This is a genomic window from Streptomyces sp. NPDC096152, assembly GCF_044763235.1.
Taxonomy (GTDB): Bacteria; Actinomycetota; Actinomycetes; order Streptomycetales; family Streptomycetaceae; genus Streptomyces.
In genome coordinates this window covers 162,101-178,490 of sequence record NZ_JBIWFW010000003.1, presented here as the reverse complement: position 1 = coordinate 178,490, position 16,390 = coordinate 162,101, and the positions used below count along the sequence as shown (strand labels likewise).

At 72.8% G+C, this 16,390-nt stretch carries 14 protein-coding genes; 8 read left to right on the top strand and 6 right to left on the bottom strand.

Features of this window, described 5'->3' with window-relative positions:
• Positions 1–44 precede the first annotated feature (44 nt).
• The 3 genes from ACIQ9G_RS11025 to ACIQ9G_RS11015 form a co-directional block, all read right to left on the bottom strand.
• A complete protein-coding gene (locus tag ACIQ9G_RS11025) occupies positions 45–1,154 on the bottom strand; it encodes an ATP-binding protein (RefSeq protein WP_403608202.1) in 1,110 nt (369 codons plus the stop codon).
• Positions 1,151–1,888 carry a response regulator transcription factor gene (locus tag ACIQ9G_RS11020; RefSeq protein ID WP_403608201.1) on the bottom strand — a complete coding sequence of 246 codons (738 nt, stop codon included), beginning with the start codon at positions 1,886–1,888 and terminating at the stop codon, positions 1,151–1,153. The genes ACIQ9G_RS11025 and ACIQ9G_RS11020 overlap by 4 nt, the downstream gene beginning before the upstream one ends.
• A gap of 113 nt (positions 1,889–2,001) precedes the next feature.
• Positions 2,002–2,679 carry a spermidine synthase gene (locus ACIQ9G_RS11015; protein WP_403608200.1) on the bottom strand — a complete coding sequence of 226 codons (678 nt, stop codon included), beginning with the start codon at positions 2,677–2,679 and terminating at the stop codon, positions 2,002–2,004.
• Between the two features lie 192 nt (positions 2,680–2,871).
• On the opposite strand from ACIQ9G_RS11015, the gene ACIQ9G_RS11010 reads away from it, so the two are divergent.
• Positions 2,872–3,870 (top strand): rhomboid-like protein, encoded by a 999-nt coding sequence (locus ACIQ9G_RS11010; protein ID WP_403608199.1) that lies wholly within the window; start codon positions 2,872–2,874, stop codon positions 3,868–3,870.
• Between the two features lie 236 nt (positions 3,871–4,106).
• Complete coding sequence (gene lon, locus ACIQ9G_RS11005; protein ID WP_403608198.1) at positions 4,107–6,569, top strand: endopeptidase La; 2,463 nt, start codon at positions 4,107–4,109, stop codon at positions 6,567–6,569.
• A 76-nt stretch (positions 6,570–6,645) separates the two neighbouring features.
• On the opposite strand, the gene ACIQ9G_RS11000 is transcribed toward lon, so the two are convergent.
• Positions 6,646–7,464, bottom strand: coding sequence for a lysozyme (locus ACIQ9G_RS11000; RefSeq protein WP_403608197.1), 819 nt, complete (start codon positions 7,462–7,464; stop codon positions 6,646–6,648).
• Between the two features lie 288 nt (positions 7,465–7,752).
• Between ACIQ9G_RS11000 and ACIQ9G_RS10995 the strand changes: the two genes are divergently transcribed.
• Positions 7,753–8,247, top strand: a complete 495-nt coding sequence (locus tag ACIQ9G_RS10995) for a MarR family winged helix-turn-helix transcriptional regulator (RefSeq protein WP_403608196.1) — start codon at positions 7,753–7,755, stop codon at positions 8,245–8,247.
• Positions 8,248–8,254: 7 nt separating this feature from the next.
• On the opposite strand, the gene ACIQ9G_RS10990 is transcribed toward ACIQ9G_RS10995, so the two are convergent.
• Positions 8,255–9,043, bottom strand: a complete 789-nt coding sequence (locus tag ACIQ9G_RS10990) for a hypothetical protein (RefSeq protein WP_403608195.1) — start codon at positions 9,041–9,043, stop codon at positions 8,255–8,257.
• Between the two features lie 418 nt (positions 9,044–9,461).
• Here ACIQ9G_RS10990 and ACIQ9G_RS10985 point away from each other — a divergent pair, with 418 nt between their 5' ends.
• From ACIQ9G_RS10985 to ACIQ9G_RS10965, 5 genes are all read left to right on the top strand, one after another.
• A complete protein-coding gene (locus ACIQ9G_RS10985) occupies positions 9,462–12,362 on the top strand; it encodes a nitrate- and nitrite sensing domain-containing protein (RefSeq protein ID WP_403608194.1) in 2,901 nt (966 codons plus the stop codon).
• Positions 12,359–12,862, top strand: coding sequence for a roadblock/LC7 domain-containing protein (locus tag ACIQ9G_RS10980; RefSeq protein ID WP_403608193.1), 504 nt, complete (start codon positions 12,359–12,361; stop codon positions 12,860–12,862). The genes ACIQ9G_RS10985 and ACIQ9G_RS10980 overlap by 4 nt, the downstream gene beginning before the upstream one ends.
• Positions 12,859–13,281, top strand: a complete 423-nt coding sequence (locus tag ACIQ9G_RS10975; RefSeq protein ID WP_403608192.1) for a DUF742 domain-containing protein — start codon at positions 12,859–12,861, stop codon at positions 13,279–13,281. The genes ACIQ9G_RS10980 and ACIQ9G_RS10975 overlap by 4 nt, the downstream gene beginning before the upstream one ends.
• Positions 13,262–13,912, top strand: a complete 651-nt coding sequence (locus ACIQ9G_RS10970) for a GTP-binding protein (RefSeq protein WP_403608191.1) — start codon at positions 13,262–13,264, stop codon at positions 13,910–13,912. The genes ACIQ9G_RS10975 and ACIQ9G_RS10970 overlap by 20 nt, the downstream gene beginning before the upstream one ends.
• A gap of 80 nt (positions 13,913–13,992) precedes the next feature.
• On the top strand, positions 13,993–15,255 hold the full coding sequence (locus ACIQ9G_RS10965) for a styrene monooxygenase/indole monooxygenase family protein (RefSeq protein WP_403608190.1): 1,263 nt from the start codon (positions 13,993–13,995) through the stop codon (positions 15,253–15,255).
• On the opposite strand, the gene ACIQ9G_RS10960 is transcribed toward ACIQ9G_RS10965, so the two are convergent.
• The gene (locus ACIQ9G_RS10960) at positions 15,219–16,367 is read right to left on the bottom strand and encodes a C40 family peptidase (protein ID WP_403608189.1); all 1,149 of its coding nucleotides are present in this window, start codon (positions 16,365–16,367) and stop codon (positions 15,219–15,221) included. The two genes, ACIQ9G_RS10965 and ACIQ9G_RS10960, sit on opposite strands and share 37 nt — an antisense overlap.
• Positions 16,368–16,390: the final 23 nt, after the last annotated feature.

Here is a 16,390-nt window from a genome sequence, read left to right as displayed (position 1 = left end):
GCGGCGACGCTGGTGGATCTTGAGGTTCCGGTTCGAACCCTACGTCAACTCGACGACGTGGGGAGCCCTGGAAGGGTGACCTGGATCCGGCAGCCACGCTCGGATTCGGCCACACCGATCCGGCCGCCGTGCAGATCCACCGCCCAGCGGGCGATCGCCAGCCCCAGGCCGGTGCCGCCGTCGCTGCCGGGGCCGTGCGGACGCCGCACCGCGCCCCGGTTGAAGCGCTCGAAGACACGGTGCCACTCGGAGCGCGGAATGCCGGGCCCCTCGTCGAGCACCTCCAGCTCCAGGGACTCCGGCTGCGGCCCGCGCCGCGCCCTCACCGTCACCCGGCCGTGCGGCGGGCTGTGCTTGACCGCGTTGTCGATCAGGTTGGCGACCACCTGGTGGATGCGCTCGGGATCCGCGTGCGCGCTCAGCTCCGGCGGGGAGACGTCGAGGTGCAGATGGACGTCGGTACGCGTGTGGCTGCCGGAGCCGGAGGCGATGCCCGCGCGCGCGGAGGCCACCATGTTGGCCTCCTTCAGCACGCCCGACAGGTACGGCCACACCTCGAACCGCCGCTTCTTCAGCGGTACGACCCCGTTGTCCAGCCGGGAGAGGTCCAGCAGCGTCTCCACCAGCCGGCCCAGCCGCTCGGTCTGCTTCAGGGCCGTGCGCATGGTCTCGGGGTCGGCCTCGGTGAACCCGTCCACGATGTTCTCCAGCACCGCGCGCAGGCCCGCGATGGGCGTGCGCAGCTCGTGCGAGACGTTGGCCACCAGTTCCTTGCGGGCGCTGTCCTGGGCCGCCAGCTCGTCGGCCATGAGGTTGATCGTCTGGGCGAGGTCGCCCAGCTCGTCCCGGCGGTTCTCGCGCACCCGGCGGGTGTAGTCGCCGTGCGAGATGGAGCGGGCCACCGTGTTCATCTCGTCCAGCGGCGCGGTGAGCGAGTGCGCCACGAACTGCGTGATGAGCAGGGTGGCGATCATCGAGAAGACCATGATGAAGCGCAGCTCGGTCTTGGTGTGCACCGCGATCATCGACAGACCGGTGGTGATCAGCACCGCGATGACGACCAGCGCGCCGAGCTTGGTCTTGATCGAGAACGGGCGTACGCCGCCCCAGGGTTCCTCCCCGGGGCCTCTCCGTGTCGCCGGCCCCCCGCTCATGGCGTCGGCGTCTCCAGGGCGTAGCCCACGCCGTGCACCGTGCGGATCCGCTCGGCGCCGATCTTCCGGCGCAGCGCCTTGATGTGGCTGTCGACGGTCCGGGTGCCGGAGGCGTCCGCCCAGTCCCACACCTCCGCGAGCAGCTGCTCGCGCGAGAGCACCGCGCGCGGGGTGTTCGCCAGGCACACGAGCAGGTCGAACTCGGTGGGCGTGAGGTGGACGTCCTCGCTGCGCACCCGCACCCGGCGCTGCGCGTGGTCGATCTCCAGCTCGCCCAGGCGCAGGATGCCCGAGCGCGGGGTGGTCGCGGCGATCGCCGCCCGCTCCACCCGGCGCAGCAGCACGTGCACCCGCGCGGCCAGCTCCCGCATCGAGAACGGCTTGGTCATGTAGTCGTCCGCGCCGACCCCGAGCCCGACCAGCATGTCGGTCTCGTCGTCCCGCGCGGTGAGCATCATCACCGGCACCGGGCGCTGGGCCTGCACCCGGCGGCAGACCTCCAGCCCGTCGAAGCCGGGCAGCATGATGTCGAGGATCAGCAGGTCGGGCTGCCAGGCCTCGGCGGTGTCGACGGCGGACGGGCCGTCGCCCGCGGTTTGCACGAGGAATCCCTCGGCGCGCAGACGGGTGGCGATGGCGTCCACGATGGTCGGGTCGTCCTCGACGACCAGAACCCGGCGCTGTGCGCCGGCGGTCGCCGTCGTGCCGTTGTGCGCGGTGTGTGTCTGCTCCATCGCCCGCCCCTGGGGTGTGCTTTCCGGAATCCGTGGGGTGATCCCATGACTGCGATTGACGCTTGAATGATCGGCGTCAGGAAAGCAGCGTACGGGGAGTCACCTCGGCTTTGCTATCCAGGTCGGACGGCGAGGTGGACGACGTCCGGAACGCCCCGGGCAACGGGGATCTCTTCGGTGCGCACCTGTTGGAATCCGACATTCCGCAAGCTTCCTTCAAAATCCGGAGACGGCTGGGCGGACCACACCGCGAGCACTCCGCCGGGCCTCAACACCCTTGCGCAGCTTGCCAGTCCGGCGGGTGTGTAGAGCCCCTCGTTGCCCTCGGTGACCGTCCAGCCGGGTCCGTTGTCGATATCGAGGCACAGGGCGTCGAATGTGGTGGATGTCTCATCGACGTAGTGAACCAGGTCACTTTCGACGATCTGCGTCCGCGGATCGGCGAGGGCCTCGGCGGTCAGGGCGGCGAGGGGGCCGTCACGGTGCCAGTCGACGACGGCGCGCTCGCGTTCGACGACGGTGATCCGCCCCCAGCAGGTGTCGGCGGCCGCGTGCGCGAGGGAGAAGCCGACACCCAGGCCGCCGATCAGTACGTCCGGTGCCGGGCGCCCGTCCAGGGCGGCGAGCGCGGCGTCGACGAGCAGGCGTTCGGAGCGGCCGTCGGAGGTGTCCATCAGGAAGCAGCCGTTGACGATGATCTGCAGCAGCGCGCCGTGCCGGCGCAGCACGACCTCGCCGTGGGGGCCCTCGCGACGGTCCAGCACCACGGGCGTGTCGTACGAGGCGGTCATGAGGCCATCCTGCCCCAACGGACCTTTTCCGCCACCTGAATTACCGGTGCCCGGGGGGTGGTGTCGAAGCAGAGGGGGCGGACGCGGGAGGAAGGTCAGAAGTTGCTGTGAATCGCCGTTCGCGTGGCGTCGGTCATAGACAGTGGCCGGTGGGGCGCCAAGGGTGGGGCGTGACGGAAGGAGCGCCTCGGCGTGGAACGGACTGCGACGGCTGACGGTGCGGCCTCTTCGGCGTCTTCGGGCGTTCCTCCCGCGGCGGAGGAGGGCGGGGCCGCTCCGCACGCGCCGGGGGAGGGCGCGGGCCGGGCCGCGGGCGCCGGTGCGCACGCGGGCGCGGCCCTCGACGCGGGCCCGGGGTTCGCGGAGGTCGCGCAGCTGCTCGACGGAATGCCGCGGCAGCGGGGCCGGGCGCCGGGCGCCGCGGCGGACGGGGCCGTCGTCACGGCCACCCTGCCGGAGACCGAGGCGACCGGGAGGACCGCACCCGTCACCTCGGCGGCGCGCCTCGACGGGCGACGCGGGCCCGGCGGGTTCGGCGGCGCTCGTCGCGCTCTGCGCCCCTGGCGCCTGCTGCCCGACCCCACCGGCACCCCCTTCACCTTCGGCTACGCGGTCGTACTGGCCGTCACCTCGCTCGTCGCCCGCTGTGTCGACCCCGCCCTGATGAACGTCCTGTACCAGGGCTCCAGCACGGATGTCGCGCACCTCGTGCGGACGCCCCTGCTGGTGCTGACGGGCAGCGCGCTCTGGGTCGCCGGCGGGATCGCCTCGCCGTACGCGCTGTGCTTCCTGCTGGTGCTCACCGCGCTGGAGCGCCGGGTGGGGGGCCTGCGTACGGCGGGCGTCTTCCTGTTCGGACATGTGCTGGCGACCCTCGCGACCGAGGTCCCCGTCGGGCTCGCGGTGCTCGGGGGCCTGCTGCCCGACAGTTCGCTGCACCGCCTGGACTACGGCATCAGCTTCGGCGTCGCCGCCGGTGTCGGCGCGCTGTCCGGCCTGCTCGCTCCCTGGCTGCGCTGGCCGCTGCTCCTCGGGTTCCTCGGGATGCAGGTCCCGGACCTGATGGCGTACACCGACCCGATGACGAGCTCGGGGCATCTGATCTCCGTGAGTCTCGGCGCGGCGAGCTGGCCGGTCGTCCGCCGCTGGGCGCGGGCGCGCGTCCAGAGCCCGGCCGCCGTCACGGCCTGAGCCGACGTCAGGGCGTAAGGGCGTGAGGGCATCAGTGCCGCGTCGGCGCCGGCGCGTGAGCCCGGCGCCCCGACCCGTAGCCTCAAGTCCCCCTCCCGTGCGCTCCCACGCGCCGTGAAAGGCGCGAACGACGCGGCTTTGCCTTGATCGCTCAGAGCGAACAGGCGTCGGGGAACAATGACGAGCTCCCCAGCATTGAGTCGGCATAGCTCAACTTGACTGCCGAAGGGGAGATCATGGCTGCTGAGTCCACGGCGTTCACACCGCTCACCCTGCCCGTGCTGCCGCTCGACGACGAGGTCGTGCTGCCCGGCATGGTGGTCCCGCTGGACCTGAGCGACGCCGAAGTGCGGGCCGCGGTGGAGGCCGCCCAGGCCGCCGCCCGGTCGGAGCCGGGCAAGCCCAGGGTCCTGCTGGTGCCGCGCATCGAGGGGACGTACGCGAAGACCGGCGTGCTGGGCACGGTCGAGCAGGTCGGCAGGCTGGCCGACGGCGACCCGGGTGCCCTGGTCCGCGGCCGCGGGCGGGTGCGGATCGGCGCCGGGACCACCGGCCCCGGTGCGGCGCTGTGGGTCGAGGGGACGGCGGTCGAGGAGACCGCGCCGGACCTTTCCCCCGCTTCTCAACTCCGTTCGAACGGGGGAGACCCCTACCCCGGCCAGGTCGCGGAACTGGTCAAGGAGTACAAGGCGCTCGCCACGAGCTGGCTGAAGAAGCGCGGCGCCTGGCAGGTCGTCGACCGGGTCCAGGCCATCGACGACGTCTCCGCCCTCGCCGACAACTCCGGCTACTCGCCCTTCCTCACCACCGACCAGAAGCTCGAGCTCCTGGAGACCGCCGACCCGGTGGCCCGGCTGAGACTCGCCACGCGGCAGCTGCGGGACCACCTCGCCGAGCAGGACGTGGCCGAGACCATCGCCAAGGACGTCCAGGAGGGCGTCGACAGGCAGCAGCGCGAGTTCCTGCTCCGCCGTCAGCTGGAGGCCGTCCGCAAGGAGCTGCGCGAGCTGAACGGCGAGACGGACGGTGAGGAGTCCGACGACTACCGCACCCGGGTGGAGGCCGCCGACCTGCCCGAGAAGGTCCGCGAGGCGGCCCTGAAGGAGGTCGACAAGCTGGAGCGGGCGTCCGACCAGTCGCCGGAGGGGTCCTGGATCCGCACCTGGCTCGACACGATCCTCGACCTGCCGTGGAACGAGCGGACCGAGGACGCCTACGACATCCGGGGCGCCAAGGCCGTGCTGGACGCGGAGCACGCGGGCCTGGACGACGTCAAGGAGCGGATCACCGAGTACCTCGCGGTACGCAAGCGCCGCGTCGACCGCGGCCTCGGCGTGGTCGGCGGGCGGCGCGGTGGTGCCGTGCTCGCGCTCGTCGGGCCGCCCGGCGTCGGAAAGACCTCGCTCGGCGAGTCGGTCGCGCACGCCATGGGGCGCCGGTTCGTCCGTGTCGCCCTCGGCGGCGTCCGCGACGAGGCCGAGATCCGCGGCCACCGGCGTACGTACGTCGGCGCGCTGCCCGGCCGGATCGTCCGCGCGATCAAGGAGGCCGGGTCGATGAACCCGGTCGTGCTGCTCGACGAGATCGACAAGGTCGGCTCGGACTTCCGCGGCGACCCGGCGGCGGCCCTGCTGGAGGTCCTGGACCCCGCGCAGAACCACACCTTCCGGGACCACTACCTGGAGGTCGAACTCGACCTGTCCGACGTCGTGTTCCTCGCGACCGCCAACGTCCTGGAGGCCATCCCGGAGGCGCTGGCCGACCGGATGGAGATCGTCCGGCTGGACGGCTACACCGAGGACGAGAAGGTCGTCATCGCGCGCGACCACCTGCTTCCGCGCCAGCTGGAGCGGGCGGGCCTGCACGAGGGCGAGGTGACGATCGAGGAGGGCGCGCTGCGCAGGCTGGCCGGCGAGTACACCCGCGAGGCGGGCGTGCGGGCCCTGGAGCGGTCGGTGGCGCGGCTGCTGCGCAAGGTGGCGGCCCGGCACGAACTGGGCGAGCGGGAGCTGCCGTTCACCGTCACCGACGCCGATCTGCGCTCCCTGATCGGCCGGCCGCACCATGTGCCGGAGTCCGCCCAGGACCCGGCCGAGCGCCGTACCGCCGTCCCCGGGGTGGCGACCGGCCTCGCGGTCACCGGCGCCGGCGGTGACGTCCTGTTCGTGGAGGCGTCCCTGGCCGACCCGGAGACCGGCGCGGCGGGCCTGACGCTGACCGGTCAGCTGGGCGACGTGATGAAGGAGTCGGCGCAGATCGCGCTGAGCTTCCTGCGCAGCCACGGCGCCGAACTGGAGCTGCCGGTGGGCGACCTGCGGGACCGGGGCGTGCACATCCACTTCCCGGCGGGCGCGGTCCCCAAGGACGGCCCGAGCGCGGGCATCACGATGACCACCGCGCTGGCGTCGCTGCTCTCCGGGCGCCTGGTCCGCACGGACGTGGCGATGACCGGCGAGATCTCGCTGACCGGCCGGGTCCTGCCGATCGGCGGAGTGAAGCAGAAGCTGCTGGCCGCCCACCGCGCCGGGGTGCGGACCGTCGTCATCCCCAAGCGCAACGAGGCCGACCTGGACGACGTCCCGGCCGAGGTGCTGGACCGGCTCGACGTCCACGCCGTGACCGACGTCCGGCAGGTCCTGGAGCTGGCGCTCGCGCCCGCGTCGAGCGGGGCGGCGCCGGAGGTTCCGGTGGCCGCGTGACGGAGGCCGCCGGATGAGGGAAGGCCCGGGTCCCGTGAGGGAGTCCCGGGCCTTCGCCGTGCGCCGGGAGGCGGGGTCAGCCGTTGGCGAGAGCCTGCACCCGGTCCAGCCCGCCGTTGAACTTGTCGTGGTCGCCGACCGTCGGGCCGGACGAGGTGTACTGCCACATCGTGTAGTAGCCCCAACCGGCCGGCAGCGTCCCCGGATCCGAGGCGTACCGCGCGATCCACAGGGGGTTGTTCACGGCGAATCCGCCGTAGTTGCCGGTGCACTGGGTCCACCAGCTGGTGGCCGTGTAGATCACCGCGTCCCGGCCGGTGCGCGCCTTGTACCTGTTCAGGAAGTCGGCGATCCAGCCGACCATCGCGCTCGCCGTCTTGCCGTAGCAGGCGGCCCCGTACGGGTTCCACTCGATGTCGAGGGTGCCCGGCAGCGTCATGCCGTCCCGCGACCAGCCGCCGCCGTGGTCGACGAAGTAGTCGGCCTGGGTGGCGCCGCTGGTGGTGTCGGGGGTGGCGAAGTGGTAGGCGCCGCGGATCATGCCGATGTTGTAGGAGCCGTTGTACTGCTGCGTGAAGTAGGGGTTCGTGTAGTACGTCCCCTCGCTCGCCTTCGTGTAGGCCCACCGGACGCCGCTGTTCCACAGGGTCGTCCAGTCGACGTTGCCCTGGTAGCCGGCGACGTCGACGCCCTCGGTCTGGGTGACGGCGGTCGGTGCGGGGGTGCCGTCCTGGCCGTCGTGCGCCAGGACGCCCATGCCCATGTGGGCGGAGCCCCGGGCGGGGTGGCCGGCGGCCGAGGCCGGGAGCGTGAACAGCAGGGAGAAAGCGGCGATCAGGGTCCCCGCGACGGTCAGCCGCCGTACGCGGGCCGTTCCGGATCTGTGCACGGGCATGACGTGCCTCCGAGGCTCGGTGGTGCGCGGTGGGGGAGAACGCGGGACATGCCGGCCGGAAGGGGAGAACGGGCCGCCGTGGGCCCGGCATTCGCTGGTGGCGTGGGCATGTCATTCCTTGCCTGCGGAGGACGCTACGCACGTAGACCCGGGGTGGGAAGGGGGTCCGGGGGCTGCCGTTGGTCTACGCCTGCGAAATACTTGCGGAGCTGCGACGACGGCGGCGGCGGGCGGAAACTTTCACGCCCGGGAAAACACCGGGAACCGGGAGAACGAGGCGGGGCTGACGTGCACGAAGAGGCGAACGGCGACGGAGACCGGGGTGGCGCGCCCGACGCGGCGCCCGGCGGTGCGGAGCGCGAGTTCCTCTCCCTGGAGCGGGAACTGACGGTGCTGCTGCGGCGCGCCCGCGCCAACCAGGGGGAGATGGCCCGCGAGGTCCACCCCGACCTGGAGTCCTCCGCGTACGGCCTGCTCGTCCGGCTCGACGAGTGCGGCGGCCAGCGCGCCACCGACCTCGCGGCCTACATCGGCGTCGGCAAGGCCACCATGTCCCGCCAGTTGCGCGCCCTGGAGGAACTCGGCCTGGTCGCCCGGCAACCGGACCCGGCGGACGGGCGCGCCTGGCTCGTCGCCCTCACCGACGAGGGCCGCGGCCGCGTCGGCCGGGTCCGCGAGGCACGCCGCGCCCGCTACGTCAGCCAGCTCGCCCACTGGAACCGCCGCGAGGTCTCCGAACTCGCCCGCCTCCTGCACGAACTGAACGACGTCATGGAGAAGTAGCCCCGGCTCACAGCTCCGCGAACACCACCGTCGCGTCGTCGTGCGTCTTGCTGCGGCCCAGGCGGGCGCGCTCCTCGCGGTCGGCCCTCTCCAGGGAGCGGACGCGGTCCACGAGCGCGTGGGCCCCCTCCTTGCGCACGAGGGCCACGCACTGCGTCCAGTCGCCCTCGTGGAACTTCTCCACCCAGCGCGCCGCGCCGTCCGTCAGCGCCGTCAGCGAGCGGATGCCGCAGCGCGGGAGGGTGCCCGTCACGGCGCGGGCCGCCACCGAGGGGTCCGCGGCCGCGGTGAAGAAGCCGCCCTCCTTGTTGCGCACCGTGGCGTCGACGATCGCGTCGGTGGCCAGCGAGGTTCGGGGGAGCCGGGCCAGGCGGTCGTCCAGGAGGGGGGTGACGGTGCCGTCGGGCCCTTCCACCAGCAGCGCCGAGTCGGACAGGACCAGGTACTCCACCGCCTCCGGCGACCAGCGGGCGAGAACCACGGTCGCCTGCGGAGTGCGCGGGTGAGAAAGGTCACAGGTGTCCGCGTGGGCCCCGGCGACCCGCGAGACGGCCCGCGTGAGGATCTCCGGCAGAGTCAGATCTCCGCAGGAAACGGTCAGTTCGGTCAGCATCCCGCCGAGCCGGGCGGTGAACCAGGGGACCGAATGCAGACACCCCGTCCCCGTTCCGGGCGGGGTCACCCCGTCCAGAACCACGAGGCAGCCACCCTGCCCGGAAGCGGGCAGGCCGACACTCGCGAAGTCCTCGTTGAGGCGATCCGGCAGACCGGGCTCCGAAACGACTTCAGTACGCATCCGGCCAGTCTGCACGAGGCCTTCACAAGGTTTGCGAAAGGCTGGCAACAGCCCCGGAATTTACGCGCCACCGCAGGTCACGCGCCTGTTTTGGGTTGGAATGGATCACTCCGGGAAGGCGTGGTGGCGAATACTGCCAAAGCCTGCCCCGGACGTCCAACCGGCCCGCCGCGCAGGGCTGTCACGCCCGTCTCGGGAACTTGCCCGCCAACTCCCCTCCGATGTTCACTCCTTCGGGTGGCCGGTCGGACGATGCGGGACCACTGCCCACCGGCACTGGGAGGGTCGGAAACCGACGGAGGTCCCCCCTTGCTCGCGCGAAGTCGGGAGCTCGGGGGAGGGTGTACGCACCCGTCGCACCAATTGACGGGGCGCCACCCGGGCCCATGAGTACACGAGCACAGGAATGCGAGCACCGGTGCAGAAAACGCGGCCTCGGCGCACAGGCAACCACACGACCTCCGCGGGAGGCCCGCAGCAGTCCCCCGCCACGCCCCCCGTCGGCAAGGGCCGCCCCACCCACGTACGCAACCGGCTCATCACGGCCGTCGCCGTCGTGGCCGCGGCCGTCGCCGGGGCGGGCGCCCCGTCCGTGATGGCCGCCTCCGGACAGGTGAGCGACTCCCAAAATCTGGTGACGCTCGCCGGACAGACCCAGGACGCCCTCGCCCTCGCCCACGCGCTGGCCGACGAACGCGACGAGGTCACCTCCTACGTCGCCGCCGGCCGTCCCAAGGCCAAGGCGCCCTCCGAGCAGCGCAGCACCCGCGTCGACCGGCAGGTCGAGGAACTGCGCGCCGACCCCGACACTCCCGCCTGGCTGCGCTCCGACCTGGACGGCATCGCGGGCGTGCGCCGCGCGGCGCTCACCGGGCAGAACACCGCCCTGCAGACCCACCAGGCCTACTCCGCCGCCATCACCGAGCTGCACCGGCTGGCCGGCGAGCTGGCCGAGCGGATGCCGTCGCGGGCCGGCTCCGGCGCGTACGCGCTCGCCGAGCTGGACACCGCCGTCCAGCAGGCCGCCGCCGCGCGCGGCCTGCTGCTCGCCGCGCTCAGCGTGCCGCACTCCACGCAGGCCGTCATCGACCCGGCCACCGGCCTGCCCACCACCACGGGGGCCGCCTCGGAGGCCGACGCCAAGCAGCGCGACGCCCTCAGCGCCGCCGCCCAGCAGGCCCGGCTGCGCTCCGACGCAGCCCTCGCCGACTTCCGCGACACCGCCCCCGAGGCGGCCAAGGCGTCGTACGACTCGACCGTCACCGGCCCCGAGGTCAACAGCGCGGCGAAGTACCTCGCCCAGCTCACCGACGAGCCCACGTTCTCCGACCGCGACCGCGCCACCAGCCTCAGGAAGGCCGACGCGGCGCTCAGCGCCCGGGTGGACCTGATGCGCGGCGCGGAGTCCTCGCTCTACGACCACCGCACCAAGGACCTGGCCCAGCTCCGCGACGACGACGTCACCGCGCTGGAGATCCGGATCGCCCTCCTCGGGGCCCTGCTGCTGGTCGCCACAGCCATCGCCACGGCACTGGCCCGCACCCTCACGCGCCCGCTCGCGGTGCTGCGCCTTGGCTCCGCCCGCCTGGCCGGCGCGGAGGACCCGACGGCGGAGGAACCCCTCAAGTTCACCGGCCGCAACGACGAGTTCGCCCAGGTCGTCCGCTCGGTCAACGCGCTGCACGCGCACGCGGTGGCCCTCGCCGAGCGCATCGCCGGCCTGGAGTCCGACCGCAAGCACCTGGAGGCCGACCGCAGGCACCTGGTCGGCCAGCGCCAGACGATGGCCGACGCCCGCGAGGAACTGCGCGCCGAACTCGCCGAATCCGTCGCCCAGCTGGAGCGGCTGCGCGGCAGCATCGGCAGCACCTTCGTCAGCCTGGCGCTGCGCACCCTCGGCCTGGTCGAGCGGCAGCTCGGCGTCATCGAGAGCCTGGAGGAGCGCGAGCACGACCCCGAGCGCCTCTCTACCCTCTTCAAGCTCGACCACTTCGCCACGGTCATGCGCCGGCACAGCGAGAACCTCCTCGTCCTCGCCGGGACCGAGCACCTCCAGCAGAGCGCCGGGCCGGTCCCGCTCGTCGACGTGGTCCGCGCAGCGCTCAGTGAGATCGAGCGCTACGAGCGGGTCCGTATCGCCGCGCTGCCGCCGCACGCCCACATCGCCGGCTTCGCCGCCGACGACCTCAGCCACCTGCTGGCCGAGCTGATGGAGAACGCCACCGGGTTCTCGCCGCCCGACCAGCCCGTCGAGGTCTCCGCCTGGCTCCTGGAGAACGGCGAGATCATGCTCTCCGTCCAGGACGAGGGCATCGGCATGACCGACGAGCGGATGGCCCGCGTCAACGCCCGTCTCGCCGAGTTCGACCCCGGGGCATCCTACGACCAGGAGGCCGAGGACGGTCTCGGTCTCGGGCTGTACGTGGTGGCCCGCCTCGCCCACCGGCACGGTGTGCGGGTGCAGCTGCGCGAGCAGAAGCAGGGCGGCGTCGCCGCGGTCGTCGTCGTACCGCGGAGCCTGCTGGCGGCCGCGCCCGCCGCCGGGGCCCCGTCGGCGCGGCCCGCGGCCGGGGGCGCCCAGAGCTACTCGCTGCCGGGCGCGAACGCCGAGGCCAACTCCAACGTGCTGTACGGCCGTGGGCAGGGCGAGGACCCGCTGGTGGCGCTGGCGGAGAAGGCCGTGCAGCGCTCGGAGGCGGTGGAGGCGGCCGGCACGGCCGGAACCGCCGACGAGGCCGCGGCGCCCCACGGCGCGCCCGAGGCCGCTCCCGCGGCGCCCGCCCCCGGCACCGCGCCGGAGGAGTCCCCCGCCGAGACGACCATGGAGCTGATGCTCCCGGCGCAGGCCTCCGAGCCGGACCCCCTGCCCGTGCGGCCCGGCTCCGGCACGGGTCCGGCCCATGCCCGCCCCACCACGGCCGCCGCGCCGGCACCGCACGCGGCCGCCGGCGGGAACGCCCCGCACACCCCGGCCGCGCCCGGCCACGAGACCTCCCCCGCGGCACCGGGCGGCCCCACCCGCGCCGCCGCGGGCGACTTCGAGGTGCACGAGCGCGCGGAGGACGAGGCCGAGGACAGGGTCACCGGCAAGGGCCTGCCCAAGCGCACCCCGAAGATCACCGCACCCACCCAGGCCCCGCGGCAGCGCACCGGGTCCGTGGACGCCGAGGCCCTCCGCCGCCGCCTCGGCGGCTTCCGTCAGGGAGCGCAGGCCGGATACCGCGACGTCGAGGCGGAGATCGCCGGAACCCAGCGGCCGGACGGACACGGACAGGTCGAAGAAGCCACGGGGGGCACAGTCGAGGAGGCAAGCAGTTGACCGCGCCCAGTACCTTCGGACTGAGCAGTGAAGCCCGCAACCTGCACTGGCTGTTGAGCAACCTGGTCGAGGAGGTCCCCGGGATCCTCTCGGTCGCGGTTGTCTCCTCCGACGGTCTGCTGCTGCTCTCGTCGGACCCCGGCCGCAACGCCGCGGCCCGCCAGGCCCGCGGCGAGCGGCGCGGCGGGCCGCGCGGCTCCGCCGCGGACCTCGCCACGATCGTCTCCGGCATCGGCAGCCTCACCGTCGGCGCGGCCAAGCTCATGCAGTTCGGCCGGGTCAAGCACACGATGGTCGCGATGGACGAGGGCAGCCTGTTCGTCATGTCGATCAGCGACGGCTCGCTGCTCGGCGTGCACGGCTCCGCGGAGTGCGACATGAGCGTGGTGGCCTACCACATGGCGCTCTTCGTGGGCCGCGCCGGACACGTCCTGACCCCCGAACTCCGCAGCGAGCTGAGGAAATCCCTGGAGTCCGAGTCGGCGGGGAGCGCCCGATGAGCAGTACGTCCAAACATCACCTTCCGGTCCGCGGCGGGGACCGCAAACCCGCCCGCGTCCGCCCCTATTCGCTCACCGGCGGCCGTACCCGCTTCGGTCACGTGCTGCTCGTCGAGACCTTCGTGACGAGCACGGCCGAGCTGGAGGCCGCCGAGGAGCGCAAGGAACTGACGAATGGTTCCCTCACCACCCGGGTGATGCCGGAGATGCGGGCCATCGTCGAACTCTGCCGCCGCATGCGGACGGTGGCCGAGATCGCCGCGCTGCTGCAGATGCCGCTCGGTGTGGTCCGCGTGCTCCTGAGCGACCTCGCGGACCAGGGAAAGATCCGTGTGTACGGAACCGGTACCGGGCACGGCGTGGGCCGGCCGGACCGCGCACTGCTGGAAAGGGTGCTGAGTGGACTCCGTCGTCTCTGACTCCGCCTCCGTCGGCGTCTCCCCGCTCCCCACCGTGCCGGGGGAGCAGGAGCAACTGCAACCGTGGCAGACGGACCGCACCCGCGCCCCGATCGCCACGAAGATAGTGGTGGCCGGCGGCTTCGGCGTCGGCAAGACCACGCTGGTCACCTCCGTCTCGGAGATCACGCCTCTGCAGACCGAGGCGATGATGACCGAGGCGAGCGAGGAGACCGACGACCTCACCGCCACGCCGGGCAAGCAGACCACCACCGTGGCCATGGACTTCGGCCGCATCACGCTCGACGACGACCTGGTGCTCTACCTGTTCGGCACGCCGGGCCAGCAGCGGTTCTGGTTCATGTGGGACGACCTGGTCCGCGGCGCGATCGGCGCCGTCGTGCTGGCCGACACCCGCCGCCTGAAGGACTGCTTCCCGGCGCTCGACTACTTCGAGAGCTGCGGACTGCCGTACGTCGTCGCGGTCAACCACTTCGACGGCACCGAGGTGTTCGACGCGGAGGACGTGCGCGAGGCCCTCACGATTCCCGCACACATACCTGTCATGATCATGGACGCGCGGCGCCGCATCTCGGCCATAGAGACCCTGCTGGCCCTCGTCGCCCACGCACTCGAGGAGACCCCCGAGTAGTCCGACTCGAGGACCCCGAGCAGCCCCCTCGGGGAAACCCCCCGAGCAGTCCAGAAGTCAGCTTTAGGAGACACCCCCGCATGCGGAAGATACTCGTCGTGGGGGCCGGCCAGTCCGGCCTCCAGCTCGCCCTCGGCCTCCAGTCGCACGGGTACGAGGTCACCCTGATGTCCAATCGGACCGCGGACGAGATCCGCGCCGGCCGCGTCATGTCGACGCAGTGCATGTTCCACACGGCACTGCAGCACGAGCGCGACCTGCAGCTGAACTTCTGGGAGTCCCAGGCCCCGAAGATCGAGGGGCTCGGTGTCTCGGTCGCCGCCCCCGGCTCCTTCGACCCCGGTCCCTCGCAGCGCGCGATCGACTGGGTGGGCCGGCTCGACGGGTACGCGCAGTCGGTCGACCAGCGGGTGAAGATGGCCGGCTGGATGGAGACCTTCGCGCAGCGCGGCGGCCAGCTCGTCATCCACGGCGCGGCCGTCGGCGACCTCGACTACTTCGCCCGCGCCTACGACCTCGTCCTCGTCTCGGCGGGCAAGGGCGAGCTGGTGTCGATGTTCGAGCGCGACGCCTCCCGCTCCCCGTACAGCGAGCCGCAGCGCGCCCTCGCGGTGTCCTACGTGCACGGGCTGGGCCCGCGCCCGGAGCACCCGGAGTTCGACGCGGTCCGCTGCAACCTGGTCCCCGGCGTCGGCGAGCTGTTCGTGATGCCGACGTACACCGTCTCCGGCCGCGCCGACATCCTCTTCTGGGAGGGCATCCCCGGCGGCCCGCTCGACGTCTTCAACGGCGTCAAGGACCCGGCCGAGCATCTCTCCCTGACCCTGCGGCTCATGGAGAAGTTCCTGCCCTGGGAGTACGCGCGGGCCACCAAGGTCGAGCTGACCGACGCGGGCGGCACGCTCGCCGGCCGTTACGCCCCGACCGTGCGCAAGCCGATCGGCCGGCTGCCCGGCGGCGGCCTGGTCCTCGGCGTCGCGGACGTCGTCGTCGCCAACGACCCGATCACCGGCCAGGGCTCCAACTCGGCGTCCAAGTGCGCGGCCGCCTACCTCGCCTCCATCCTCGAACAGGGCGACAAGCCCTTCGACGAGGAGTGGATGCAGAGCGCCTTCGACCGCTACTGGGCCACCGCCCAGCACGTCACCAAGTGGACGAACGCGATGCTCGCCCCGCCGCCCGAGCACATCCTCAACCTCATCGGCGCCGCCGGCCAGCTCCAGCCGGTCGCCGACCGCTTCGCCAACGCCTTCAACGACCCGGCCGACTTCGAGAACTTCTTCTACGACCCGGCCATGACCCAGGCCTACCTGGCGGAGGTCTCCGGCGTCGGCGCCGCGTAGTACCCCTGGTCCGACCCCTTCAGGGCATCCGCGGGGAGTTCCGGCGGCGCGTACCGCCGCAGGGGCTCCCCGTCCGGGTCGGGCCGCACCGCCCCGAGCACCGGATTGGCCGCGACGGGCGACACCTTCACCCTGGTCCCGGGCCGCGGCGCCTGGACCACCATGCCGTCGCCGAGGTAGAGCGCGACGTGCGTGGCCTCGGGGAAGTAGATCACCAGGTCGCCGGGCCGCAGCTCCGTCAGCGGGATGCGCTTCAGGCGGGCCCACTGCTCCTGGCTGGTGCGCGGGATCGCGGTGCCCGCGGCGCCCCAGGCCCGCGAGGTCAGCCCCGAGCAGTCGTACGCCGAGGGCCCCGCCGCGCCCCACTGGTACGGCTTGCCGAGCTGGCGCACCGCGTAGCGCACGGCCTGCTCGCCCTCCTGGCTCGGCGGGGTGCCGGCGCCGAGCGCGCCGGAGGCCAGCAGCCTCTGCTGCGCCCCGGTGACCCCGTTCGCCTCGAACTCGGCCAGCGCCTTGAGCTGTTCGGCGGTGAGCGAGGCCAGCAGCTTCTCGACGTCGTGCAGCCGGCCCCGCACCTCGTCGCGGGCCTTCTGCCGCCGCGCCGCGAGGGCGGTCCGCGCGGCAAGCGCCCTGCGCGCCCGGGCGGCCAGGTCGTCCGCGCGTTTCTCGTCGGTGGCCAGCCGGCCCACCGTCCCGGCCCGCTCCCGCGCCAGCTGCCCGATCACATGCCCCTCCTCCAGCGCGTGCTGCGGATCGCGCGCCAGCAGCAGCCGTACGTAGGGGGAGAGGCCGGTGGTGCCCTGGTACTGCTGCCGGGCGAGCCGTCCGGCCGCCCCGCGGCTGTCCTGCAGGGAGCGCCGGGCGCGGGTCAGCGCGGCGTCCAGCCGGCCGGCCCTGGCGCGCTCTTTCGCCAGCTGCCCGGCGGTGGTGCGGTAGGTCTGGGCGGCCTTCTCGGCCTGCCCGTAAAGCCGCTGAAAGTCCGTCAGCAGAGCAGCCGCGGAACGCTGTCCGGTATTCGGCGGCTGCGGCGCGGCCGTGGCCGACACCGGGACGAGGGCGGCCTGGGCCGCCACCGCCGCCGTGCACACCAGACGCAGCACCCTTCCTGACACGTCATCACCTCCGCTGCGCAGCG

Bases quoted from the DNA above. Each gene is read 5' to 3' on its own strand.
- ACIQ9G_RS11025 (WP_403608202.1), bottom strand. From the start codon at position 1,154: ATGAGCGGGGGGCCGGCGACACGGAGAGGCCCCGGGGAGGAACCCTGG.
- ACIQ9G_RS11020 (WP_403608201.1), bottom strand. From the start codon at position 1,888: ATGGAGCAGACACACACCGCGCACAACGGCACGACGGCGACCGCCGGC.
- ACIQ9G_RS11015 (WP_403608200.1), bottom strand. From the start codon at position 2,679: ATGACCGCCTCGTACGACACGCCCGTGGTGCTGGACCGTCGCGAGGGC.
- lon (WP_403608198.1), top strand. From the start codon at position 4,107: ATGGCTGCTGAGTCCACGGCGTTCACACCGCTCACCCTGCCCGTGCTG.
- ACIQ9G_RS11000 (WP_403608197.1), bottom strand. From the start codon at position 7,464: ATGCCCGTGCACAGATCCGGAACGGCCCGCGTACGGCGGCTGACCGTC.
- ACIQ9G_RS10990 (WP_403608195.1), bottom strand. From the start codon at position 9,043: ATGCGTACTGAAGTCGTTTCGGAGCCCGGTCTGCCGGATCGCCTCAAC.
- ACIQ9G_RS10975 (WP_403608192.1), top strand. From the start codon at position 12,859: ATGAGCAGTACGTCCAAACATCACCTTCCGGTCCGCGGCGGGGACCGC.
- ACIQ9G_RS10965 (WP_403608190.1), top strand. From the start codon at position 13,993: ATGCGGAAGATACTCGTCGTGGGGGCCGGCCAGTCCGGCCTCCAGCTC.